General features: G+C 73.6%; 10 protein-coding genes and 5 pseudogenes. 9 read left to right on the top strand and 6 right to left on the bottom strand.

Features of this window, described 5'->3' with window-relative positions:
* Positions 1–28 precede the first annotated feature (28 nt).
* From ACZ411_RS13000 to ACZ411_RS12980, 5 genes and pseudogenes are all read left to right on the top strand, one after another.
* Positions 29–1,570, top strand: coding sequence for an ABC transporter ATP-binding protein (locus ACZ411_RS13000; protein WP_464171165.1), 1,542 nt, complete (start codon positions 29–31; stop codon positions 1,568–1,570).
* Positions 1,567–2,951, top strand: a pseudogene (locus ACZ411_RS12995) (ABC transporter permease). The gene ACZ411_RS13000 and the pseudogene ACZ411_RS12995 overlap by 4 nt, the downstream one beginning before the upstream one ends.
* Positions 2,948–4,252: an ABC transporter permease gene (locus tag ACZ411_RS12990; RefSeq protein WP_094115346.1), complete on the top strand. Its 1,305-nt coding sequence runs from the start codon at positions 2,948–2,950 to the stop codon at positions 4,250–4,252. The pseudogene ACZ411_RS12995 and the gene ACZ411_RS12990 overlap by 4 nt, the downstream one beginning before the upstream one ends.
* Positions 4,249–4,680 (top strand): cytidine deaminase, encoded by a 432-nt coding sequence (locus ACZ411_RS12985; protein ID WP_094115347.1) that lies wholly within the window; start codon positions 4,249–4,251, stop codon positions 4,678–4,680. Before ACZ411_RS12990 ends, ACZ411_RS12985 begins: the two co-directional genes overlap by 4 nt.
* Positions 4,677–5,975: a thymidine phosphorylase gene (locus tag ACZ411_RS12980; protein WP_464171164.1), complete on the top strand. Its 1,299-nt coding sequence runs from the start codon at positions 4,677–4,679 to the stop codon at positions 5,973–5,975. The genes ACZ411_RS12985 and ACZ411_RS12980 overlap by 4 nt, the downstream gene beginning before the upstream one ends.
* Positions 5,976–6,053: 78 nt before the next feature.
* Here ACZ411_RS12980 and uriH read toward each other — a convergent pair whose 3' ends face one another.
* Complete coding sequence (uriH, locus tag ACZ411_RS12975) at positions 6,054–6,989, bottom strand: uridine-preferring nucleoside hydrolase UriH (RefSeq protein ID WP_464171163.1); 936 nt, start codon at positions 6,987–6,989, stop codon at positions 6,054–6,056.
* 104 nt (positions 6,990–7,093) lie between these two features.
* On the opposite strand from uriH, the gene ACZ411_RS12970 reads away from it, so the two are divergent.
* From ACZ411_RS12970 to ACZ411_RS12960, 3 genes are read left to right on the top strand one after another with little or no spacing between them, the layout of a single operon-like run.
* Positions 7,094–8,212, top strand: a complete 1,119-nt coding sequence (locus ACZ411_RS12970) for an adenosine deaminase (protein ID WP_464171162.1) — start codon at positions 7,094–7,096, stop codon at positions 8,210–8,212.
* 57 nt (positions 8,213–8,269) lie between these two features.
* Positions 8,270–8,719 (top strand): PTS sugar transporter subunit IIA, encoded by a 450-nt coding sequence (locus tag ACZ411_RS12965; protein ID WP_104290557.1) that lies wholly within the window; start codon positions 8,270–8,272, stop codon positions 8,717–8,719.
* Positions 8,716–8,988 (top strand): PTS sugar transporter subunit IIB, encoded by a 273-nt coding sequence (locus ACZ411_RS12960; protein WP_094115352.1) that lies wholly within the window; start codon positions 8,716–8,718, stop codon positions 8,986–8,988. Before ACZ411_RS12965 ends, ACZ411_RS12960 begins: the two co-directional genes overlap by 4 nt.
* Here ACZ411_RS12960 and ACZ411_RS12955 read toward each other — a convergent pair.
* From ACZ411_RS12955 to ACZ411_RS12940, 4 genes and pseudogenes are all read right to left on the bottom strand, one after another.
* A complete protein-coding gene (locus tag ACZ411_RS12955) occupies positions 8,937–9,935 on the bottom strand; it encodes a hypothetical protein (RefSeq protein WP_464171161.1) in 999 nt (332 codons plus the stop codon). The genes ACZ411_RS12960 and ACZ411_RS12955 overlap by 52 nt on opposite strands.
* A gap of 32 nt (positions 9,936–9,967) precedes the next feature.
* Positions 9,968–10,609 carry a MerR family transcriptional regulator gene (locus ACZ411_RS12950; protein WP_094115354.1) on the bottom strand — a complete coding sequence of 214 codons (642 nt, stop codon included), beginning with the start codon at positions 10,607–10,609 and terminating at the stop codon, positions 9,968–9,970.
* Between the two features lie 87 nt (positions 10,610–10,696).
* Positions 10,697–12,401: pseudogene (locus ACZ411_RS12945) on the bottom strand (phospho-sugar mutase).
* Positions 12,398–13,229: pseudogene (locus ACZ411_RS12940) on the bottom strand (purine-nucleoside phosphorylase). Before ACZ411_RS12940 ends, ACZ411_RS12945 begins: the two co-directional pseudogenes overlap by 4 nt.
* 71 nt (positions 13,230–13,300) lie before the next feature.
* Between ACZ411_RS12940 and ACZ411_RS12935 the strand changes: the two are divergent.
* Positions 13,301–14,750, top strand: a pseudogene (locus ACZ411_RS12935) (NAD(P)H-quinone dehydrogenase).
* A gap of 129 nt (positions 14,751–14,879) precedes the next feature.
* Here the strand turns inward: ACZ411_RS12935 and ACZ411_RS12930 are convergent.
* Positions 14,880–16,551 (bottom strand): annotated as a pseudogene (locus tag ACZ411_RS12930) (acetyl/propionyl/methylcrotonyl-CoA carboxylase subunit alpha); the annotation flags it as partial.

The raw sequence follows: 16,551 nt of genomic DNA, 5'->3' as shown, positions 1-16,551 counted from the left end.
CACCCGTCCCACCGAACAGATTGATCCGATGAAGCTCGAACTGCGGGGCATCACCAAGCGCTTCGGCGCGCTGGTGGCCAACGACCACATCGACCTCGTCGTCCACCCGGGCGAGATCCACTGCCTCCTGGGTGAGAACGGCGCGGGCAAGTCCACGCTGATGAACGTGCTCTACGGCCTGTACCAGGCCGAGGAGGGCGACATCCTCCTCGACGACCGGGTGGCGCGCTTCGCCGGGCCCGGCGACGCCATGGCCGCCGGCATCGGCATGGTGCACCAGCACTTCATGCTGATCCCCGTGTTCACGGTCGCGGAGAACGTCATGCTCGGGCACGAGGAGACGAAGCTCGGCGGCCGGCTCGACCTGGCCGGAGCCCGCGCGAAGGTGCGCAAGATCTCAGCGCGGTTCGGCTTCGACGTCGACCCGGACGCGCTCGTCGCGGACCTGCCCGTCGGCGTCCAGCAGCGCGTGGAGATCATCAAGGCGCTGTCGCGCGACGCGGAGGTGCTCGTGTTCGACGAGCCCACCGCCGTGCTCACGCCGCAGGAGACCGACGAGCTCATGGTCATCATGAAGCAGCTCCGGGACGCCGGCACCGGCATCGTCTTCATCACGCACAAGCTGCGCGAGGTGCGCGAGGTCGCGGACCGCATCACCGTCATCCGGCTCGGGAAGGTGGTCGGCGAGGCCGAGCCCACCGCGAGCAACGCGGAGCTCGCGTCCCTCATGGTGGGCCGCAGCGTGTCGCTCACGGTCGCCAAGGAGCCCGCGACGCCCGGCGCCGCCGCCCTCGTCGTGCGCGACCTGACCGTCATCGACGCGTCCGGCCAGGTCGTCGTCGACGGCGTGAGCTTCGAGGTGCACGCGGGGGAGATCCTCGCCATCGCGGGCGTGCAGGGCAACGGCCAGACCGAGCTGACCGAGGCGATCCTCGGGCTGCAGCCGCGCGTGTCCGGCACCATCGACCTCGACGGCACCCGGCTCACCGGCCGGTCCGTCCGCCGCGTGCTCGACGCGGGCGTGGGCTTCGTGCCCGAGGACCGCAACGAGGACGGGCTCGTCGCCGAGTTCACCATCGCCGAGAACCTCATGCTCGACCGGTCCGACAGCCCGCCCTTCGTGGTCGCCGGATCCCTGAAGCTCGGGTACCTCGACGAGTTCGCGCGCGACCGCGTGCGCGAGTTCGACATCCGGACGCAGGGCATCGACACCCACGTCGGCCGCCTCTCCGGCGGCAACGCGCAGAAGGTGGTCCTCGCGCGCGAGCTCAGCCGCGACCTGCGCCTCTTCGTCGCCGCCCAGCCCACGCGCGGGCTCGACGTCGGGTCGATCGAGTTCGTGCACACCCGCGTCGTCGAGACGCGCGACCGCGGCCTGCCCGTCATCGTCGTCTCCACGGAGCTCGACGAGGTGGCCGCCCTCGCCGACCGCATCGCGGTGATGTACCGCGGCGGCATCGTCGGGATCGTGCCCGGCGACACCCCGCGCGACGTGCTCGGCCTCATGATGGCCGGCGAGGTCCCGGCATCCGTCTCCACCACCACGACCGCCGGAGGGCGCACCGCATGACCGACGACACCCGACGTCCCGAGGGCCACGGCCCGGCGGACCCGTCCGCGGGGCAGCTGCCCGCCTCCGGTCGCGAGGCCGGAACGGTCGGCGACCCCACGCGCGCGGAGGCGCCGGCCGGCGTCCCCGCCGCGGCGACCGCCGCGCCCGCCGACGCGAGCCCGGGGAGGGCCCCGAGGGCTCGCGCGCCGGACAGGTCCTCCGCGAGATCGCGAGCGGCAGCGCCCTGCTGTCCGTCCTGGCGGTGGTGCTCTCCCTCGTGGTGGGCGCGCTCCTCATCGCCGTCACCGACGAGGCGACGCAGGAGGCGGCCGGGTACTTCTTCAGCCGCCCGCTCGACACGCTCCGCGCCGGATGGGACGCCGCGTCCGGCGCCTACTCCGCCCTCTTCCAGGGCTCGGTGTACAACTTCCGCCGTCCCGGCTTCGCGAACGGCATCAAGCCGCTCACCGAGACGCTCACCTTCGCGACGCCGCTGATCGCGGCCGGCCTCGGCGTGGCGATCGCGTTCCGCGTCGGCCTGTTCAACATCGGCGCCCGCGGCCAGATGCTCATCGCCGCGGCGTGCGCCGGCTGGGTGGGCTTCAGCTTCGACCTGCCGCCCGTCGTCCACCTGGTGCTCGCGGTCGCCGCGGGCATCGCGGGCGGCGCGCTCTGGGGCGGGATCGTGGGGCTCCTGAAGGCCCGCACCGGCGCGCACGAGGTGATCGTCACGATCATGCTCAACTACGTCGCGTTCTACCTCATCTCCTACCTGCTCCGGACGCCCGGGCTCCTGCAGGCGCCCGGGTCCAACAACCCCAAGACGCCGGCGATGCTCGACACGGCCGTGTTCCCGCCGCTCCTCGGGGACCAGTACTCGCTGCACGCGGGCTTCCTCGTGGTCGTCGTCGCGACGGTCGTCATCTGGTACCTGCTCAACCGCTCGGGCCTCGGCTTCCGCTTCCGCGCGGTCGGCGAGAACCCGAGCGCGGCGCGGGTCGCCGGCATCGACGTCAAGAACTCCTACCTCTACGCCATGCTCATCTCGGGCGGGCTCGCGGGCCTCGCCGGAGCGAGCCAGGTGCTCGGAACGGTGACCACGGGCTTCAGCTCGGGCATCGACGCGGGCATCGGCTTCGACGCCATCACCGTGGCGCTGCTCGGCCGCAGCCGGCCGTGGGGCGTCTTCGTCGCGGGGATCCTGTTCGGCGCCTTCAAGGCCGGCGGCTTCTCCATGCAGGCGGCCGAGGGCGTGCCCATCGACATCGTCGTGGTCGTCCAGTCGCTCATCGTCCTGTTCATCGCGGCGCCCCCGCTCGTGCGGGCGGTCTTCCGCCTCCCCGCGCCGGGCCAGGCCAGGCGCACCACCCGGACCCGGAAGGCGGCGACGGCATCGTGACCGCGACCACCCCCACCACGGCGTCGTCCCCTGCGCCCCACGACCCCGCGGCGACCGCGCTCGAGCGCACCGTCGCCACGAGCTGGAAGGCGCCCGTCGCCTTCGGGTTCTTCACCGCGGTCTCGCTCGTCCTGTTCGTGCTCCTCGGGCGCGAGGGCTCGAGCACGTTCGGGCTCTCGACCGGGACGGACCTCATCCAGCTGGCGCCCGTGGTGCTGCCGACCGCCGCCACCGGCGTGGTCGTCACCGTGCTGCTCGCGGCGCTCACCGCGGTGTCCGTGCTGCTCGTGCGCCGCTCCGCGCGGACGCCGCTGTGGTTCACGGCCGTCTTCGCGGTCCTCTTCCTCGTCGCGTTCCTCACCTGGGCGTCGGCGGGCCAGACGATCCCGGTGCCCGGCCTCCTCGTCGGCACCGTGAGCCTCTCGGTGCCGCTCATCTTCGGCGCCCTCGGCGGCGTCCTCTCGGAGCGCGTCGGCGTCGTCAACGTCGCCATCGAGGGCCAGCTCCTGGCCGGCGCGTTCGTGTCCGCCGTGGTCGCGTCGATCACGGGCCAGCCGCTGATCGGGCTCGCCGCCGCGATGGTGGCCGGCATGCTCGTGTCGTTCGTGCTCGCCGCGTTCGCCATCAGGTACCTGGTCGACCAGGTCATCGTCGGCGTCGTGCTCAACGTGCTGGTCACGGGCCTGACGAGCTTCCTGTTCTCGCAGGTGCTCTCCGCGGACCCCGGCACGCTCAACTCGCCGCCGCGCTTCGACCGCATCGACATCCCGGTACTCGGCCAGATCCCCGTCATCGGCCCGGTCCTGTTCCGGCAGACGATCATCGTCTACCTCATGTACGTGGCCGTGTTCCTCGTCTGGTTCTGCCTGTTCCACACGCGCTGGGGGCTCCGCCTCCGCGCGGTCGGCGAGCACCCGCAGGCCGCCGACACCGTGGGCATCAAGGTCGCCGCGACCCGGTTCTGGAACGTGTCCCTCGCGGGCGCGATCGCCGGGCTCGGCGGGGCCTTCTTCACCCTCGGCTCCGTCGGCGCGTTCAACAAGGAGATGACGGCGGGCGCCGGGTTCATCGCGCTGGCCGCGGTCATCTTCGGCAGGTGGGATCCGCTGCGTGCCACGCTCGCCGCCCTCCTGTTCGGCTTCGCGAGCAACCTGCAGAACGTCCTCGGCGTCATCGGGTCGCCCGTGCCGAGCGAGTTCATGCTGATGCTGCCGTACGTCGTGACCATCGCCGCGGTCGCCGGACTGGTGGGGCAGGTGCGCGGTCCCGCCGCGGCCGGCAAGCCCTACGTGAAGTCGTGAGCGGCGTCGAGCCCGTGGAGTCGGGCGGCATCGACTGGGGCTCCCTCCGCGAGGCGGCCCATGACGCCATGCAGCGCGCGTACGTGCCGTACTCCCGCTTCCCCGTGGGGGTCGCGGCCATCGCCACCGACGGCCGCGTCATCACCGGCTGCAACGTGGAGAACGCGTCCTACGGGCTCACCCTCTGCGCCGAGTGCGCCCTCGTCTCCGTCCTGCACCTCACGGGCGGCGGCCAGCTGGTCGCGTTCACGTGCGTGGACGGCGACGGCAACATCCTCATGCCGTGCGGGCGCTGCCGCCAGCTGCTGTTCGAGCACGCGGTGCCGGGCATGCTGCTGGAGACCGTCTCGGGCGTCCGCACCATCGACGAGGTCCTGCCCGACGCCTTCGGGCCGCGGACGCTGGACGCGTACGGGGACCGGGCATGAGCGCCGCGTTCGACGTCGTCGACCTCATCCGCGCCAAGCGCGACGGGGGCCGGCTCTCGACCGCCGAGATCGACTGGCTGGTCGAGGCGTACACCGACCGCTACGTGGCCGACGAGCAGATGGCCGCGCTCGCGATGGCGATCCTCCTGCGCGGCATGGACCGCACCGAGATCCGCGACCTCACCCTCGCCATGATCGCGAGCGGCGAGACCCTCGACTTCTCCGGGCTCGGCAAGCCCACGGTGGACAAGCACTCCACGGGCGGGGTGGGCGACAAGATCACGCTCCCGCTCATGCCGCTGGTCGCCTCCTACGGGGTCGCCGTCCCGCAGCTCTCCGGCCGGGGTCTCGGCCACACCGGCGGCACGCTCGACAAGCTCGAGTCGATCCCGGGCTGGCGCGCCGACCTCAGCACCGAGGAGATGGTGCAGCAGATGAAGGACCACGGCGGCGTGATCTGCGCCGCGGGCAGCGGTCTCGCACCCGCCGACAAGCGGCTCTACGCGCTCCGCGACACCACGGGAACGGTCGAGGCCATCCCGCTCATCGCGTCGAGCATCATGAGCAAGAAGATCGCCGAGGGCACGGGCGCCCTCGTGCTCGACGTGAAGTTCGGGTCCGGTGCCTTCATGACCGACATCGACCGGTCGCGCGAGCTGGCGCGCACCATGGTGGAGCTCGGCACGGACGCGGGCGTGCGGACCACCGCGCTCCTCACCGACATGGACGTGCCGCTCGGCCTCGCCATCGGCAACGCCAACGAGGTGCGCGAGTCCGTCGAGGTGCTCGCGGGCGGCGGCCCCGCCGACGTCGTGGAGCTGACGCTCGCGCTCGCGCGGGAGATGCTCGCGGCCGTCGGCATGCCCGACGCCGACGTGGAGGACGCCCTCCGCGACGGCCGCGCCATGGACTCCTGGCGCGCCACCGTGCGCGCGCAGGGCGGGGACCCGGACGCCGCGATGCCCGTGGCGCGCGAGACCCACGTCGTCGTGGCCGAGCGCGACGGCGTGCTCGTCCAGCAGGACGCCCTGCCGTTCGGCATCGCGGCCTGGCGCCTGGGTGCGGGACGCGCCCGCCAGGGGGACGCCGTGCAGCACGCCGCGGGCGTCGACCTGCACGCGAAGCCGGGGGACACGGTCCGCCGCGGCGACCCGCTCTTCACGCTGTCGACGGACGAGCCGGAGCGCTTCGCCCGGGCTCTCGAGTCGCTGGAGGGCGCCTACCGCGTCGGCGACCCCGACGAGCACGTCGCGCGCGGTCCCCTCGTGCGCGAGCGCATCACCGCCGAGGGCTGAGCCGGTCCGTCCGGTCGCTCCACGCAGGCGGCCGGACAGCCGGACGGACCCGGGCGCCGCCGTCCTCGGGTGGGCGGGTCAGCCGATCCGCTCGAGGGCGTCGACGACCACGTCCCAGAAGCCCGCGTGGTCGAGCTCCACGGCCACCTGCGTCGTGCAGTCGGCGGGGGCGGGGCGGCGGAGGTCGGTCACCGTCATGCCGGTGGTGTGCGTGCCGGCCAGCTCCACCGTCACGGGCGCCCGACGGACGGACACCAGGCGCGGGTCGATGACGCGCGCCACCGCGCACGGGTCGTGCACGGGCGGGCTCGGGAAGTCCTGCCGGTCGTGGTACGCGCGTCCGTACGACTCCAGGGAGTCGACGACGAAGCGTGCCGCCGGGGTCCCGAGGGCGGCGATGCGTGCCATGACCTCCGGGGTCGCGGTGGCCTGGTAGGTGAGGTCGAGGCCGACCATGGTCACGGGCCAGGACTCGCCGAAGACGATGTGCGCCGCCTCGGGGTCGACCGCGACGTTGAACTCGGCGACGGCGGTGCTGTTGCCCGCGTGGTAGCCGCCGCCCATGAGCACGACCTCCTTCACGCGATCCACGATGCGCGGCTCCCGGCGCACCGCCAGGGCGATGTTGGTGAGCGCCCCGAGCGGCACGAGGGTGATCTCGCCCGGGCCGTGCGCCATGACGGTCTCGATGATGAGGTCCACCGCGTGCCGCGGGTCGAGCGCCACGGTCGGCTCCGGCAGCTCGGGCCCGTCGAGGCCGGAGTCGCCGTGGATCTCGGGGGCGGTCATGACCGGGCGCACCAGGGGGCGCGCGCACCCGGCGGCGACGGGGACGCCGTGGATGCCGGCGACGGTCGCGACCGCGAGCGCATTGCGCGTCACCTTGTCGAGGGTCTGGTTGCCGGCCACGGTGGTGATGCCGACGAGCTCCACCTCGGGGCTGCCGTGAGCGAGCATCAGGGCCAGGGCGTCGTCGTGCCCGGGATCGCAGTCGATCAGGATCTTGGTGCGCACGGGTCCTCCGGGTTCGATGGGGACCCGCCATCTGCGTCGCGCACCGATGATCAGTGCGCTCACGAACTCGGCGCGGGCCCCGTCGAGGCTAGTAGATTCGACCCATGACGATCGCTCCCGAGGACTCCACGCTGCCCGGCGGAGGGTCGTACCGCGACCTCCCCAAGGTCTCCCTGCACGACCACCTCGACGGCGGGCTCCGCCCCGCGACCATCCTCGAGCTCGGCGCCGCCGCCGGCATCGAGCTGCCCGCCGAGGACGCGGACGCGCTCGGCGAGTGGTTCCGCACCAGCGCCGACTCGGGCTCGCTCGTCGACTACCTGAAGACCTTCGACGTCACCATCGCCGTGATGCAGACCGAGGAGCACCTCGCCCGCGTCGCCCGCGAGTTCGTCGAGGACCTCGCGGAGGACGGCGTGGTCTACGGCGAGGTCCGCTGGGCCCCCGAGCAGCACCTCACCGGCGGCCTGTCGCTCGACGCGGTCGTCGAGGCCGTGCAGGCGGGCATCGAGGAGGGCGTCCGCGGCGTCGAGGAGGCGGGCGGCTCCATCCGCGTCGGCCAGCTCGTCAGCGCCATGCGCCACCTCGACCGCGGCACGGAGATCGCCGAGCTCGCCGTCCGGCACCGCGACCGCGGCGTCGTCGGCTTCGACATCGCCGGCCCCGAGGCGGGCTTCCCGCCGTCCCGCATGCAGGGCGCGTTCGACCTCCTCGCGCGTGAGTGGATGCCCCGCACGATCCACGCGGGCGAGGCCGATGGCCTCGAGTCCATCCGGGGCGCACTCCTCGACGGACGCGCGCTGCGCCTCGGCCACGGGGTCCGCATCGCCGAGGACATCGAGATCGACAGCGAGGAGGGCGAGGACGTGTTCGTCACCCTCGGCACGCTCGCCCAGTGGGTCAAGGACCGCGGCATCCCGCTGGAGCTCAGCCCGTCGTCGAACCTGCAGACCGGCGCCATCGCGGCGTGGGGCGACGCGATGCGCGACCACCCGTTCGACCTGCTCTACCAGCTGGGCTTCGCCGTCACGGTGAACACCGACAACCGCCTGATGAGCGGCACGTCCCTCAGCCGGGAGCTCGCCCTGCTCACCGACGCCTTCGCCTACGACCTCGACGACCTCGAGGCCTTCCAGCTGAACGCGGCCGCGGCCGCCTTCCTCCCGCTCGAGGAGCGCGAGGCGCTCGCCGACATCGTCTCCGACGGGTTCGCCCGCCTGTAGCCGCGCGGCCGCACGGCCCGCATCCCGTCCACCCGTCAGGCAGAGAGGCCGCCCCCCGTGCTCCCACCGCTCCCGGACGACGCCGTCACCATCGGCGCCGCGGCCGACGACTGGCGCGCCGCCGTGCGCCTCGCCGGCGACGCGCTGGTGCGCTCCGGCGCGGCCACGGCCGACTACGCCGACGCCATGATCCGGGTGATCGAGGAGTTCGGCGCCTACGTGGTCATCGCGCCCGGCCTCGCGCTCGCGCACGCGCGTCCCGGGCCGGAGACTCTGGAGGACGGCCTGGCGGTGGTCGTCCTGCGCGATGCCGTGCCCTTCGGCCACGCGCACAACGACCCGGTCGACGTGATCGTCGGGCTGTCGGTCACCACGGTCGACCGGCACGTGTCGTCCGTCGCGGACCTCGCCAACATCTTCAACGACGCCACCGCCATCCCGCGGCTGCGCGCCGCCACCACCACCGACGAGGTCCGGCGCATCATGGCCGGCGAGGAGAGCGCATGAAGGTCGTCACCATCTGCGGCGTGGGGATCGGCACGTCCGGGATCCTCAAGGTCAACGCCGAGCGGGCGCTCGCCCGCCTGGGCATCGAGGCCGACGTCACGGCGGCCGACCTCGCGAGCGTCGCGGCCGTCGCGGAGGACGCGCAGGTCATCCTCACGTCGCCCGAGCTCGTCGACCGCATCGGCGCCACCTACGCGGACGTCGTCGTGATCGACAACTACTTCGACCTCGAGGAGATCTCGGGGAAGCTCGACGCCGCGTTGGGCTGATCCGCGTCTGCCGGCGCGGTCGGCCCCACCGGCTCGTCCCCGTCCGTCTCCGGGACGGCCGTCGGCGCCCGGGAGCCTCCGAGCCGGACGGCCACGAGGGCGCCCACCAGCGCCGCCGCCACGATGCCGGCGGCCGCCGCCAGCGTCGAGGAGGACGGCGACGTGACGGGCTCGGCGCGCAGCGCCTGCACGGCCACCAGCGCGACCACGGCGAGGTACGCGGCGGCGGCGACCGCCGTCAGCCGCACGCGCACGCGGTCCGGGGCGAGCGCGGGGATCCGCCGCCCGGCCGCGCCGATCAGGAGCGCCGCGACCGGCAGGAGCTGCAGCGCGTGCATGCCGACGAAGTGGGGGATCCGCAGGTCGCCCCCGGTCGTGCTCCAGCCGAGGACCGCGAGGCCCGCGCCGCCGTCGGGCCCGCCGACCGTGTGCGCGCCCGACACCCCGTGGAAGTCCGCGAGCTGCGCCGCGGTCGGCGACGTCATCAGGTAAGCGAGCCCCATGCCGACGAGCGCGATGGCGGCACCGGCCCGGATGCCCAGGGTGAGGGCGGGATCGGGGAGCTGGAGCCGGAGCACGGCGAGGGTCGTGAGGAACGTGCAGAGGTACAGCACGGTGATCGAGACGGCCATCACGGCCCACAGCGCAGTGGCGAGGGGGGTGGCGACGAGGAAGTGGCTCGTGGTGCCGGCCGCGGCGGCGCCGACGATCACGGCCTGCTCGACGAGGAGCGCGATCGCGACGACCGTGCCGAGCCGGTGGGCGGCGACGCGGTGCCGGGGGAGGCGCGCGATGAGCCACGCCCAGGAGACGGCGTAGACGAGGATCGACAGGGAGAACTTCGCCGGCTTGTCCCACACGGGCGCCCCTGTGACGATGCGGTCGTCCACCAGCCGCCCGACGACGCAGACGGCGGCGAGCACGAGCATGACGGCGGCCACGGTCATCAGCGGCCGGTGCCAGGCGTACGCCCGGCGGATCATGCCGCACCGCCCGTCGCGCCGGCGCGGCCGGGCATCGAGACGGTCGCCTGGGCGACGCGGCGGAGCCCGGCGGCGAGCTGGTCGCCGAGGACCGTGCCGACGACCATCAGCTCGGCCATGGCGGTCCGGTCGGCCCGTTGCCGCACGGCGTCGAGGTCGGCGTCGGCCTGGATGCCGGCGGCCTCGGCGTAGCGCGCGAGGTAGCCGTCGTCCATCCGGTGCCCCGAGCGCTCGAAGGCGTCGACGGCGCGCGCCGCCTGCGCGCGTCCCGCGTGGCCCTCGAGCACGCACCAGCCGGCGTCCTCGGTGACGGCGTCGACCCGGGCGAGCGCCTCGGCCGGGGGAGCCTCGGTCGGCGGGGGGCCCGGGGTGAGCGCGTCCTGCGCGACGGCGAAGACGTCCTGCACCTGCCGGGCGTCGTCGTCGAGCACGGCGAGGACCTCGCGGGCCCGTGCGACGGGCAGCCGGCCGACGTCGATGAGGGCCCGGATCAGCCGGACGCGGCGGGCGTGCTCGTCGTCGTAGTCGGTGCGGTTGTCGCTGATGCGGGTGCCCGGGGGCAGCAGGCCCTCGCGCACGTAGTACTTGACGGTGGCGGGGGCCACTCCCGTCGCGGTGGCGAGCTCGGTGATGCGCATGCCGCGAGGCTAGCGTACTGATAGCGTCACTACCAGCGCGAACCGCGACGGATCCGCGGGCCCGGCGCAGCCCGCGGATCCGTGCGCTCAGAGCTCGAGCAGCCCGGGGACGGCCTGGGCGAGGTCCGCGACGATGGCGCGCGCCGCGTCCCGGCGCTCCGCGACGGTGCCGACGGTGCTCTGCGCGTCGAGGTAGACCTTGATCTTCGGCTCCGTGCCGCTCGGGCGCACGATGAGGCGCGCCCCGTCGCCCAGGTGGAAGCGGAGCACGTCGCTCGGCGGCAGGTCGGCGGAGCCCTCCGCCAGGTCGTCCATGCGCTCGACCCGACGCGACCCGATCGAGGCCGGCGGCGACTGCCGCAGCTTCGCCATGATGCGGGGGATGACCGCGAGGTCGGTGACGCGCACCGAGATCTGGTCGCTCGCGAAGGAGCCGAAGCGCTCGGCGAACGCGCGGTCGTAGTCGTCGATGGTCTGGCCGCGGGACTTCAGCAGCAGGACGCCGTGCAGCACCGCGACGGCGGCGGAGATGCCGTCCTTGTCGCTCGTGATCCACGGCGCCACCAGGTACCCCAGGGCCTCCTCGTAGCCGTAGACGAGGTCGGGGACGCGGCTGATCCACTTGAACCCCGTGAGCGTCTCGCGGTACCCGAAGCCAAGCTCGCGCGCGACGACCGCGAGGGCGGGCGAGGAGACCAGGGACGACGCGAACGTGCCGGTGCCGCCGTCGGCCGCGTAGCGCTCCGCGATGCCGAGCCCGAGCAGCATGCCCACCTCGTTGCCGGAGAGGCGGCGCCAGGCGCCGTGCTCGTCGGCGATCGCGACGGCCAGCCGGTCCGCGTCGGGGTCGTTGGCGATGATGAGCTCGGCGTCCGACTCGACGGCGGCCTGGAACGCCAGGTCGAGCGCGCCCGGCTCCTCCGGGTTCGGGAAGTCGACGGTGGGGAAGTCGGGGTCGGGGTCGGCCTGGGCCGCGACGAGCACCGGCCGGTCGACGCCGACGGCGTCGAAGACGCGCGCCGCGGTCTCCCATCCGACGCCGTGCAGCGGCGTGTAGACCCAGGTGAGCGGCGCGAGCGGGGCGGCGAACAGGGCCGCGGTCTCCTCCACGTAGGAGTCGACCAGCGACTCCGGTGCGAGGGAGTAGTCGTCGGCCACGGGCAGCTGCTGCACGGTGCGCTCGCCGGCGGCCTTGTGGATGAAGGCGGCGATGTCGCGGTCGGCGGGGCTGACGATCTGCGCGCCGTGGTCCTCGTCCCCGAGGTAGACCTTGTAGCCGTTGTCGCGCGCCGGGTCGCGCGACGCCGCGACCATCACCCCGGCGCTCACCGCGAGGTGCTTGACGGCGTACGCGAGCACGGGCGTCGGCAGCGCGCGGGGGAGCAGCACCGTGCGCACGCCCGCGCCGGCCATGATCCGCGCCGTGTCCTCGGCGAAGACGCGGGAGTCTGCGCCGGCCGTCGTAGCCGATGACGATGCTCGGGCGGGGGCTGCGGCTCCGCAGGTAGTCGGCGAAGCCCGCCGCCGCCTGCGCGACGAGCACGCGGTTCATGCGGTTCGGTCCCGCTCCCAGCTCTCCGCGGAGGCCCGCGGTGCCGAACTGGAGCCGGGTCTGGAACCGGTCGCGGAGGCCGGCCGCGGCCTGCTCCCGATCGGCCGCGGAGATCCCCGGGGTCGATCCGTCGAGGGCGGCGAGCAGCCCGTCGACCTCGGCCCGCGTGACCGGATCCGGATCCTGGGCCTGCCAGGCGCGTGCGGCGGCGACCAGCGCCTGCGTCTCCTCGCCGCTCACAGGGCGCCCACGATGCGGGCGAGCATCCCGCCGATGCGGCCCTCGGCGGCGCGTCCGGCCTCGATGACCTCCTCGTGGCTGAGCGGCGTCTCCTGATCCCCGCCGGCGAGGTTCGTGATGAGCGACATGCCGAGCACCTCCATGCCGGCCTCACGGGCTGCGATGGCCTCGAGCGCGGTGGACATGCCCACGATGTGGCCGCCGATGGCCTCCGCCATGCGCACCTCCGCGGGCGTCTCGTAGTGCGGGCCGCGGAACTGGGCAGTACACGCCCTCGTCGAGGTCGGGCTCGACCTCGTGCGCGACGGCCCGGAGCCGCGCGGAGTAGAGGTCGGTGAGGTCGACGAAGGTGGCGCCCTCGAGCGGCGAGTCCGCGGTGAGGTTGATGTGGTCGCTGATGAGCACGGGCGTGCCGGGCGTCCAGTGGCGCTTGATGCCGCCCGCGCCGTTCGTGAGGATCATCGTGGTCGCGCCGGTCGCCGCCGCGGTGCGGACGCTGTGCACGACCCGCCGGACGCCGTGGCCCTCGTAGTAGTGCGTGCGCGCGCCGATGACGAGGGCGCGCCGGCCGGACGGCAGGAGGATGCTCCGCAGCGAGCCGACGTGCCCCTCGAGGGCCGGCTTGGAGAAGCCCACGACCTCCGTGGCGGGGATGGTGGCGGTGGTCTCGCCGAGGAGGTCCGCCGCCCACCCCCACCCGCTGCCGAGCGTGAGGGCGATGTCGTGGCGCTCGACGCCCGTGAGCTCGGCGATCTGCCGGGCCGCCTCGCGCGCGATCTCCTGGGGGTCGGCGTCGGGCGACTCGAGGTTGCTCGGTCCCGTCCCGATCCTAAATGCGCGCCCGGCGCCGTCCGGGCCGCCGCGGGCCCGGTTCGCGCGCGGGGCGCGGCCTGGGGATGATGTGCGCATCGATCGAGTTCGAGGCCACGCAGAGGATCGTCGTGCTCGGAGGCGGCCCCGGGGGATACGAGGCCGCGATCGCCGGCGCGCAGCTCGGCGCGGAGGTGACGCTCGTGGAGCGCGTCGGCGTCGGCGGCTCCGCCGTCATGACCGACGTGGTCCCCTCGAAGACCCTCATCGCCACGGCCGAGGCCACGAACGCGCTCGGAGAGGCGGCCGACCTCGGCGTCCAGTTCTTCTCCCGGGGCGAGCAGAGCCGCCGCCCGTCCGCCCCGAGGTGGCCGTCAACCTCCAGGCCGTGAACGACCGGCTCCTGCGCCTCGCGCGCCAGCAGTCCGAGGACATGAAGTCGAGCCTCATCCGCGCGGGCGTCCGCATCGTCCAGGGCGAGGGGCGGCTCGACGGCCCGAACCGCGTGGTCGTTCTCCACGGGACGGGGCGGCGGCGGCACCGACTTCGACGAGATCGACGCCGACACCACGGTCATCTCCACGGGCGCGAGCCCCCGCATCCTCGACACCGCGCGGCCCGACGGCGAGCGGATCCTGACCTGGACGCAGCTGTACACGATGGCCTCGGTGCCCGAGCACCTCATCGTCGTCGGATCCGGCGTCACCGGGGCCGAGTTCGCCTCCGCCTACACGGCGCTCGGCGCGAAGGTCACGCTCATCTCCTCCCGCGACCAGGTCCTGCCCGGCGAGGACGCCGACGCGGCCCGCGTCATCGAGGACGTCTTCACCCGCAACGGCATGACCGTGCTCTCGAAGTCGCGGGCCGAGTCCGTCGTGCGCGACGGCGACCGCGTGGTCGCGACGCTCACCGACGGCCGCGTGGTCGAGGGCAGCCACTGCCTCATGGCGGTCGGGTCGGTGCCGAACACGGCCGGCATCGGCCTCGAGGAGGCGGGCGTCCACTGCTGAGCGACTCCGGCCACATCCGCGTCAACCGCGTGGCGCGCGCCTCGTGCCGAGCGTGTACGCGGCCGGCGACTGCACCACGTTCCTGCTGCCGCTCGCGTCCGTGGCGTCCATGCAGGGCCGCACGGCGGTCTACCACGCGATGGGCGACGCGGTGAGCCCACCGAGCTCCGCAACGTGACGTCGAACATCTTCACCCAGCCGGAGATCGCCACGGTCGGCTGGTCCCAGAAGCAGATCGAGGAGGGGCTCGCGCAGGGCGACATCTACAAGCTGCCGCTCGCCTCGAATCCTCGCGCGAGAAGATGCAGAACGTCAAGGACGGCTTCGTGAAGCTGTTCGCGCGCACCGGCTCGGGCACGTCATCGGCGGCGTGATCGTGGCGCCCAAGGCGAGCGAGCTGATCTTCCCGCTCGCGCTCGCGGTCGAGCACCGCCTCACGGTCGACGACGTCGCCCGGGCGTTCACGGTCTACCCGTCGCTGTCGGGGAGCATCTCCGACGCCGCGCGCGCCATGCACATCGTGCTCTGACGCTCTGACGCTCTGACGCTCTGACGCTCTGGCGCTCTGGCGCTCTGACGCTCTGGCGCTCCGCGGCCCGCGCGGCCCGCATGCGACGACGGCCGGCCCCCGCGGGGACCGGCCGTGGTCATCGCGGGATCAGACGATGTCGAGCAGCCGGTGCCCGGACGGCACGGTCTGGCCCACCTCGGCGGCGAGGCCCTGGACGGTGCCGTCGCGGTGCGCCGTGAGGGGCTGCTCCATCTTCATGGCCTCGAGGACGACGAGCAGGTCGCCCTTGACGACCTGCTGGCCCTGCCCCTGGACGGCGAGCTTGACGACGGTGGCCTGCATGGGCGAGGTCACGGATCCGCCGCCCGAGGTGTCGACCGCGCCGCCCTGCTTGCGCCGGGCGGGAGCCGCGGCACCCCGCCGCGAGGTCGCGGCGCCGGCCGCGGGGGCGAGGTCCTCGGGGAGGCTCACCTCGATGCGCTTGCCGCCCACCTCGACGACGACGGTGCGGCGCGCGGGCGCCTCCTGGGCGTCCGCGAGGGCGCCGGACCAGGGCTCGATGGTGTTGTCGAAGTCGGTCTCGATCCAGCGCGTGTAGACCGAGAAGGGCGCGCCGTCGGCCGGGGCGAAGGCGGGGTCGCGGACGATGGCGCGGTGGAACGGCAGCACGGTCGGCAGGCCCTGCACCTCGAACTCGTCGAGGGCGCGGCGCGAGCGCTCGAGGGCGTCCTCGCGGCTGGATCCGGTGACGATGAGCTTCGCGAGCAGCGAGTCGAACGCGCCGGAGACCTCGTCGCCCGCGCGGACGCCCGAGTCGACGCGGACGCCGGGGCCGCCGGGCGCCTGGAACACGTGCACGGGGCCGGGGGCGGGAAGAAGCCGGCGGCCCGGGTCCTCGCCGTTGACGCGGAACTCGAAGGAGTGCCCGCGCGGCGCCGGGTCGTCGTAGTCGATGAGGCCACCAGCGGCGATGCAGGAACTGCTCGCGCACGAGGTCGATGCCCGTCACCTCCTCGGAGACGGGGTGCTCGACCTGGAGTCGCGTGTTGACCTCGAGGAAGGAGATCGTGCCGTCCTGGGCCACGAGGAACTCGCACGTGCCGGCGCCGACGTACCCGACCTCGCGGAGGATCGCCTTCGAGGCGGCGTAGAGCTGCGCGTTCTGCTCGTCCGTGAGGAAGGGGGCGGGCGCCTCCTCCACGAGCTTCTGGTGGCGGCGCTGCAGCGAGCAGTCGCGGGTGGAGATCACGACGACGGTACCCGCGGAATCCGCCAGGCACTGCGTCTCCACGTGGCGCGGGCGGTCGAGGTACTTCTCGACGAAGCACTCGCCGCGGCCGAAGGCGGCGACGGCCTCGCGGGTGGCGGATTCGAACAGCTCCGGCACCTCCTCGCGGGTGCGGGCCACCTTGAGGCCGCGGCCGCCGCCGCCGAACGCCGCCTTGATGGCGACGGGAAGGCCGTGCACGTCGACGAAGTCGAGCACCTCGTCGGCGCCGGACACGGGGTTGAGCGTCCCGGGCGCCAGCGGGGCGCCGACCCCGCTCGGCGACGTGGCGGGCCGTGACCTTGTCGCCGAGCTGCTCGATGGCGCTCGGGGACGGGCCGATCCAGATGAGCCCGGCGTCGATGACCTGCTGGGCGAAGTCGGCGTTCTCGGCGAGGAAGCCGTAGCCGGGGTGCACGGCGTCGGCGCCGGAGCGGCGGGCGATGGAGAGGATCTTGGCGATGACGAGGTAGGTGTCGGCGCTCGTCTGCCCGTCGAGGGCGTACGCCTCGTCGGCGAGCGTCACGTGCAGGGCGTCGCGGTCCTGGTCGT

This window comes from Clavibacter sp. AC415, assembly GCF_979252985.1.
The sequence above is the reverse complement of the archived record's forward strand: the minus strand, read 5'-3'. Positions and strand labels throughout refer to the sequence as shown.

Coding starts and splice junctions, on each gene's coding strand:
- ACZ411_RS13000 (WP_464171165.1), top strand. CDS start 29: ATGAAGCTCGAACTGCGGGGCATCACCAAGCGCTTCGGCGCGCTGGTG.
- ACZ411_RS12980 (WP_464171164.1), top strand. CDS start 4,677: ATGAGCGCCGCGTTCGACGTCGTCGACCTCATCCGCGCCAAGCGCGAC.
- ACZ411_RS12970 (WP_464171162.1), top strand. CDS start 7,094: ATGACGATCGCTCCCGAGGACTCCACGCTGCCCGGCGGAGGGTCGTAC.
- ACZ411_RS12960 (WP_094115352.1), top strand. CDS start 8,716: ATGAAGGTCGTCACCATCTGCGGCGTGGGGATCGGCACGTCCGGGATC.
- ACZ411_RS12955 (WP_464171161.1), bottom strand. CDS start 9,935: ATGACCGTGGCCGCCGTCATGCTCGTGCTCGCCGCCGTCTGCGTCGTC.
- ACZ411_RS12950 (WP_094115354.1), bottom strand. CDS start 10,609: ATGCGCATCACCGAGCTCGCCACCGCGACGGGAGTGGCCCCCGCCACC.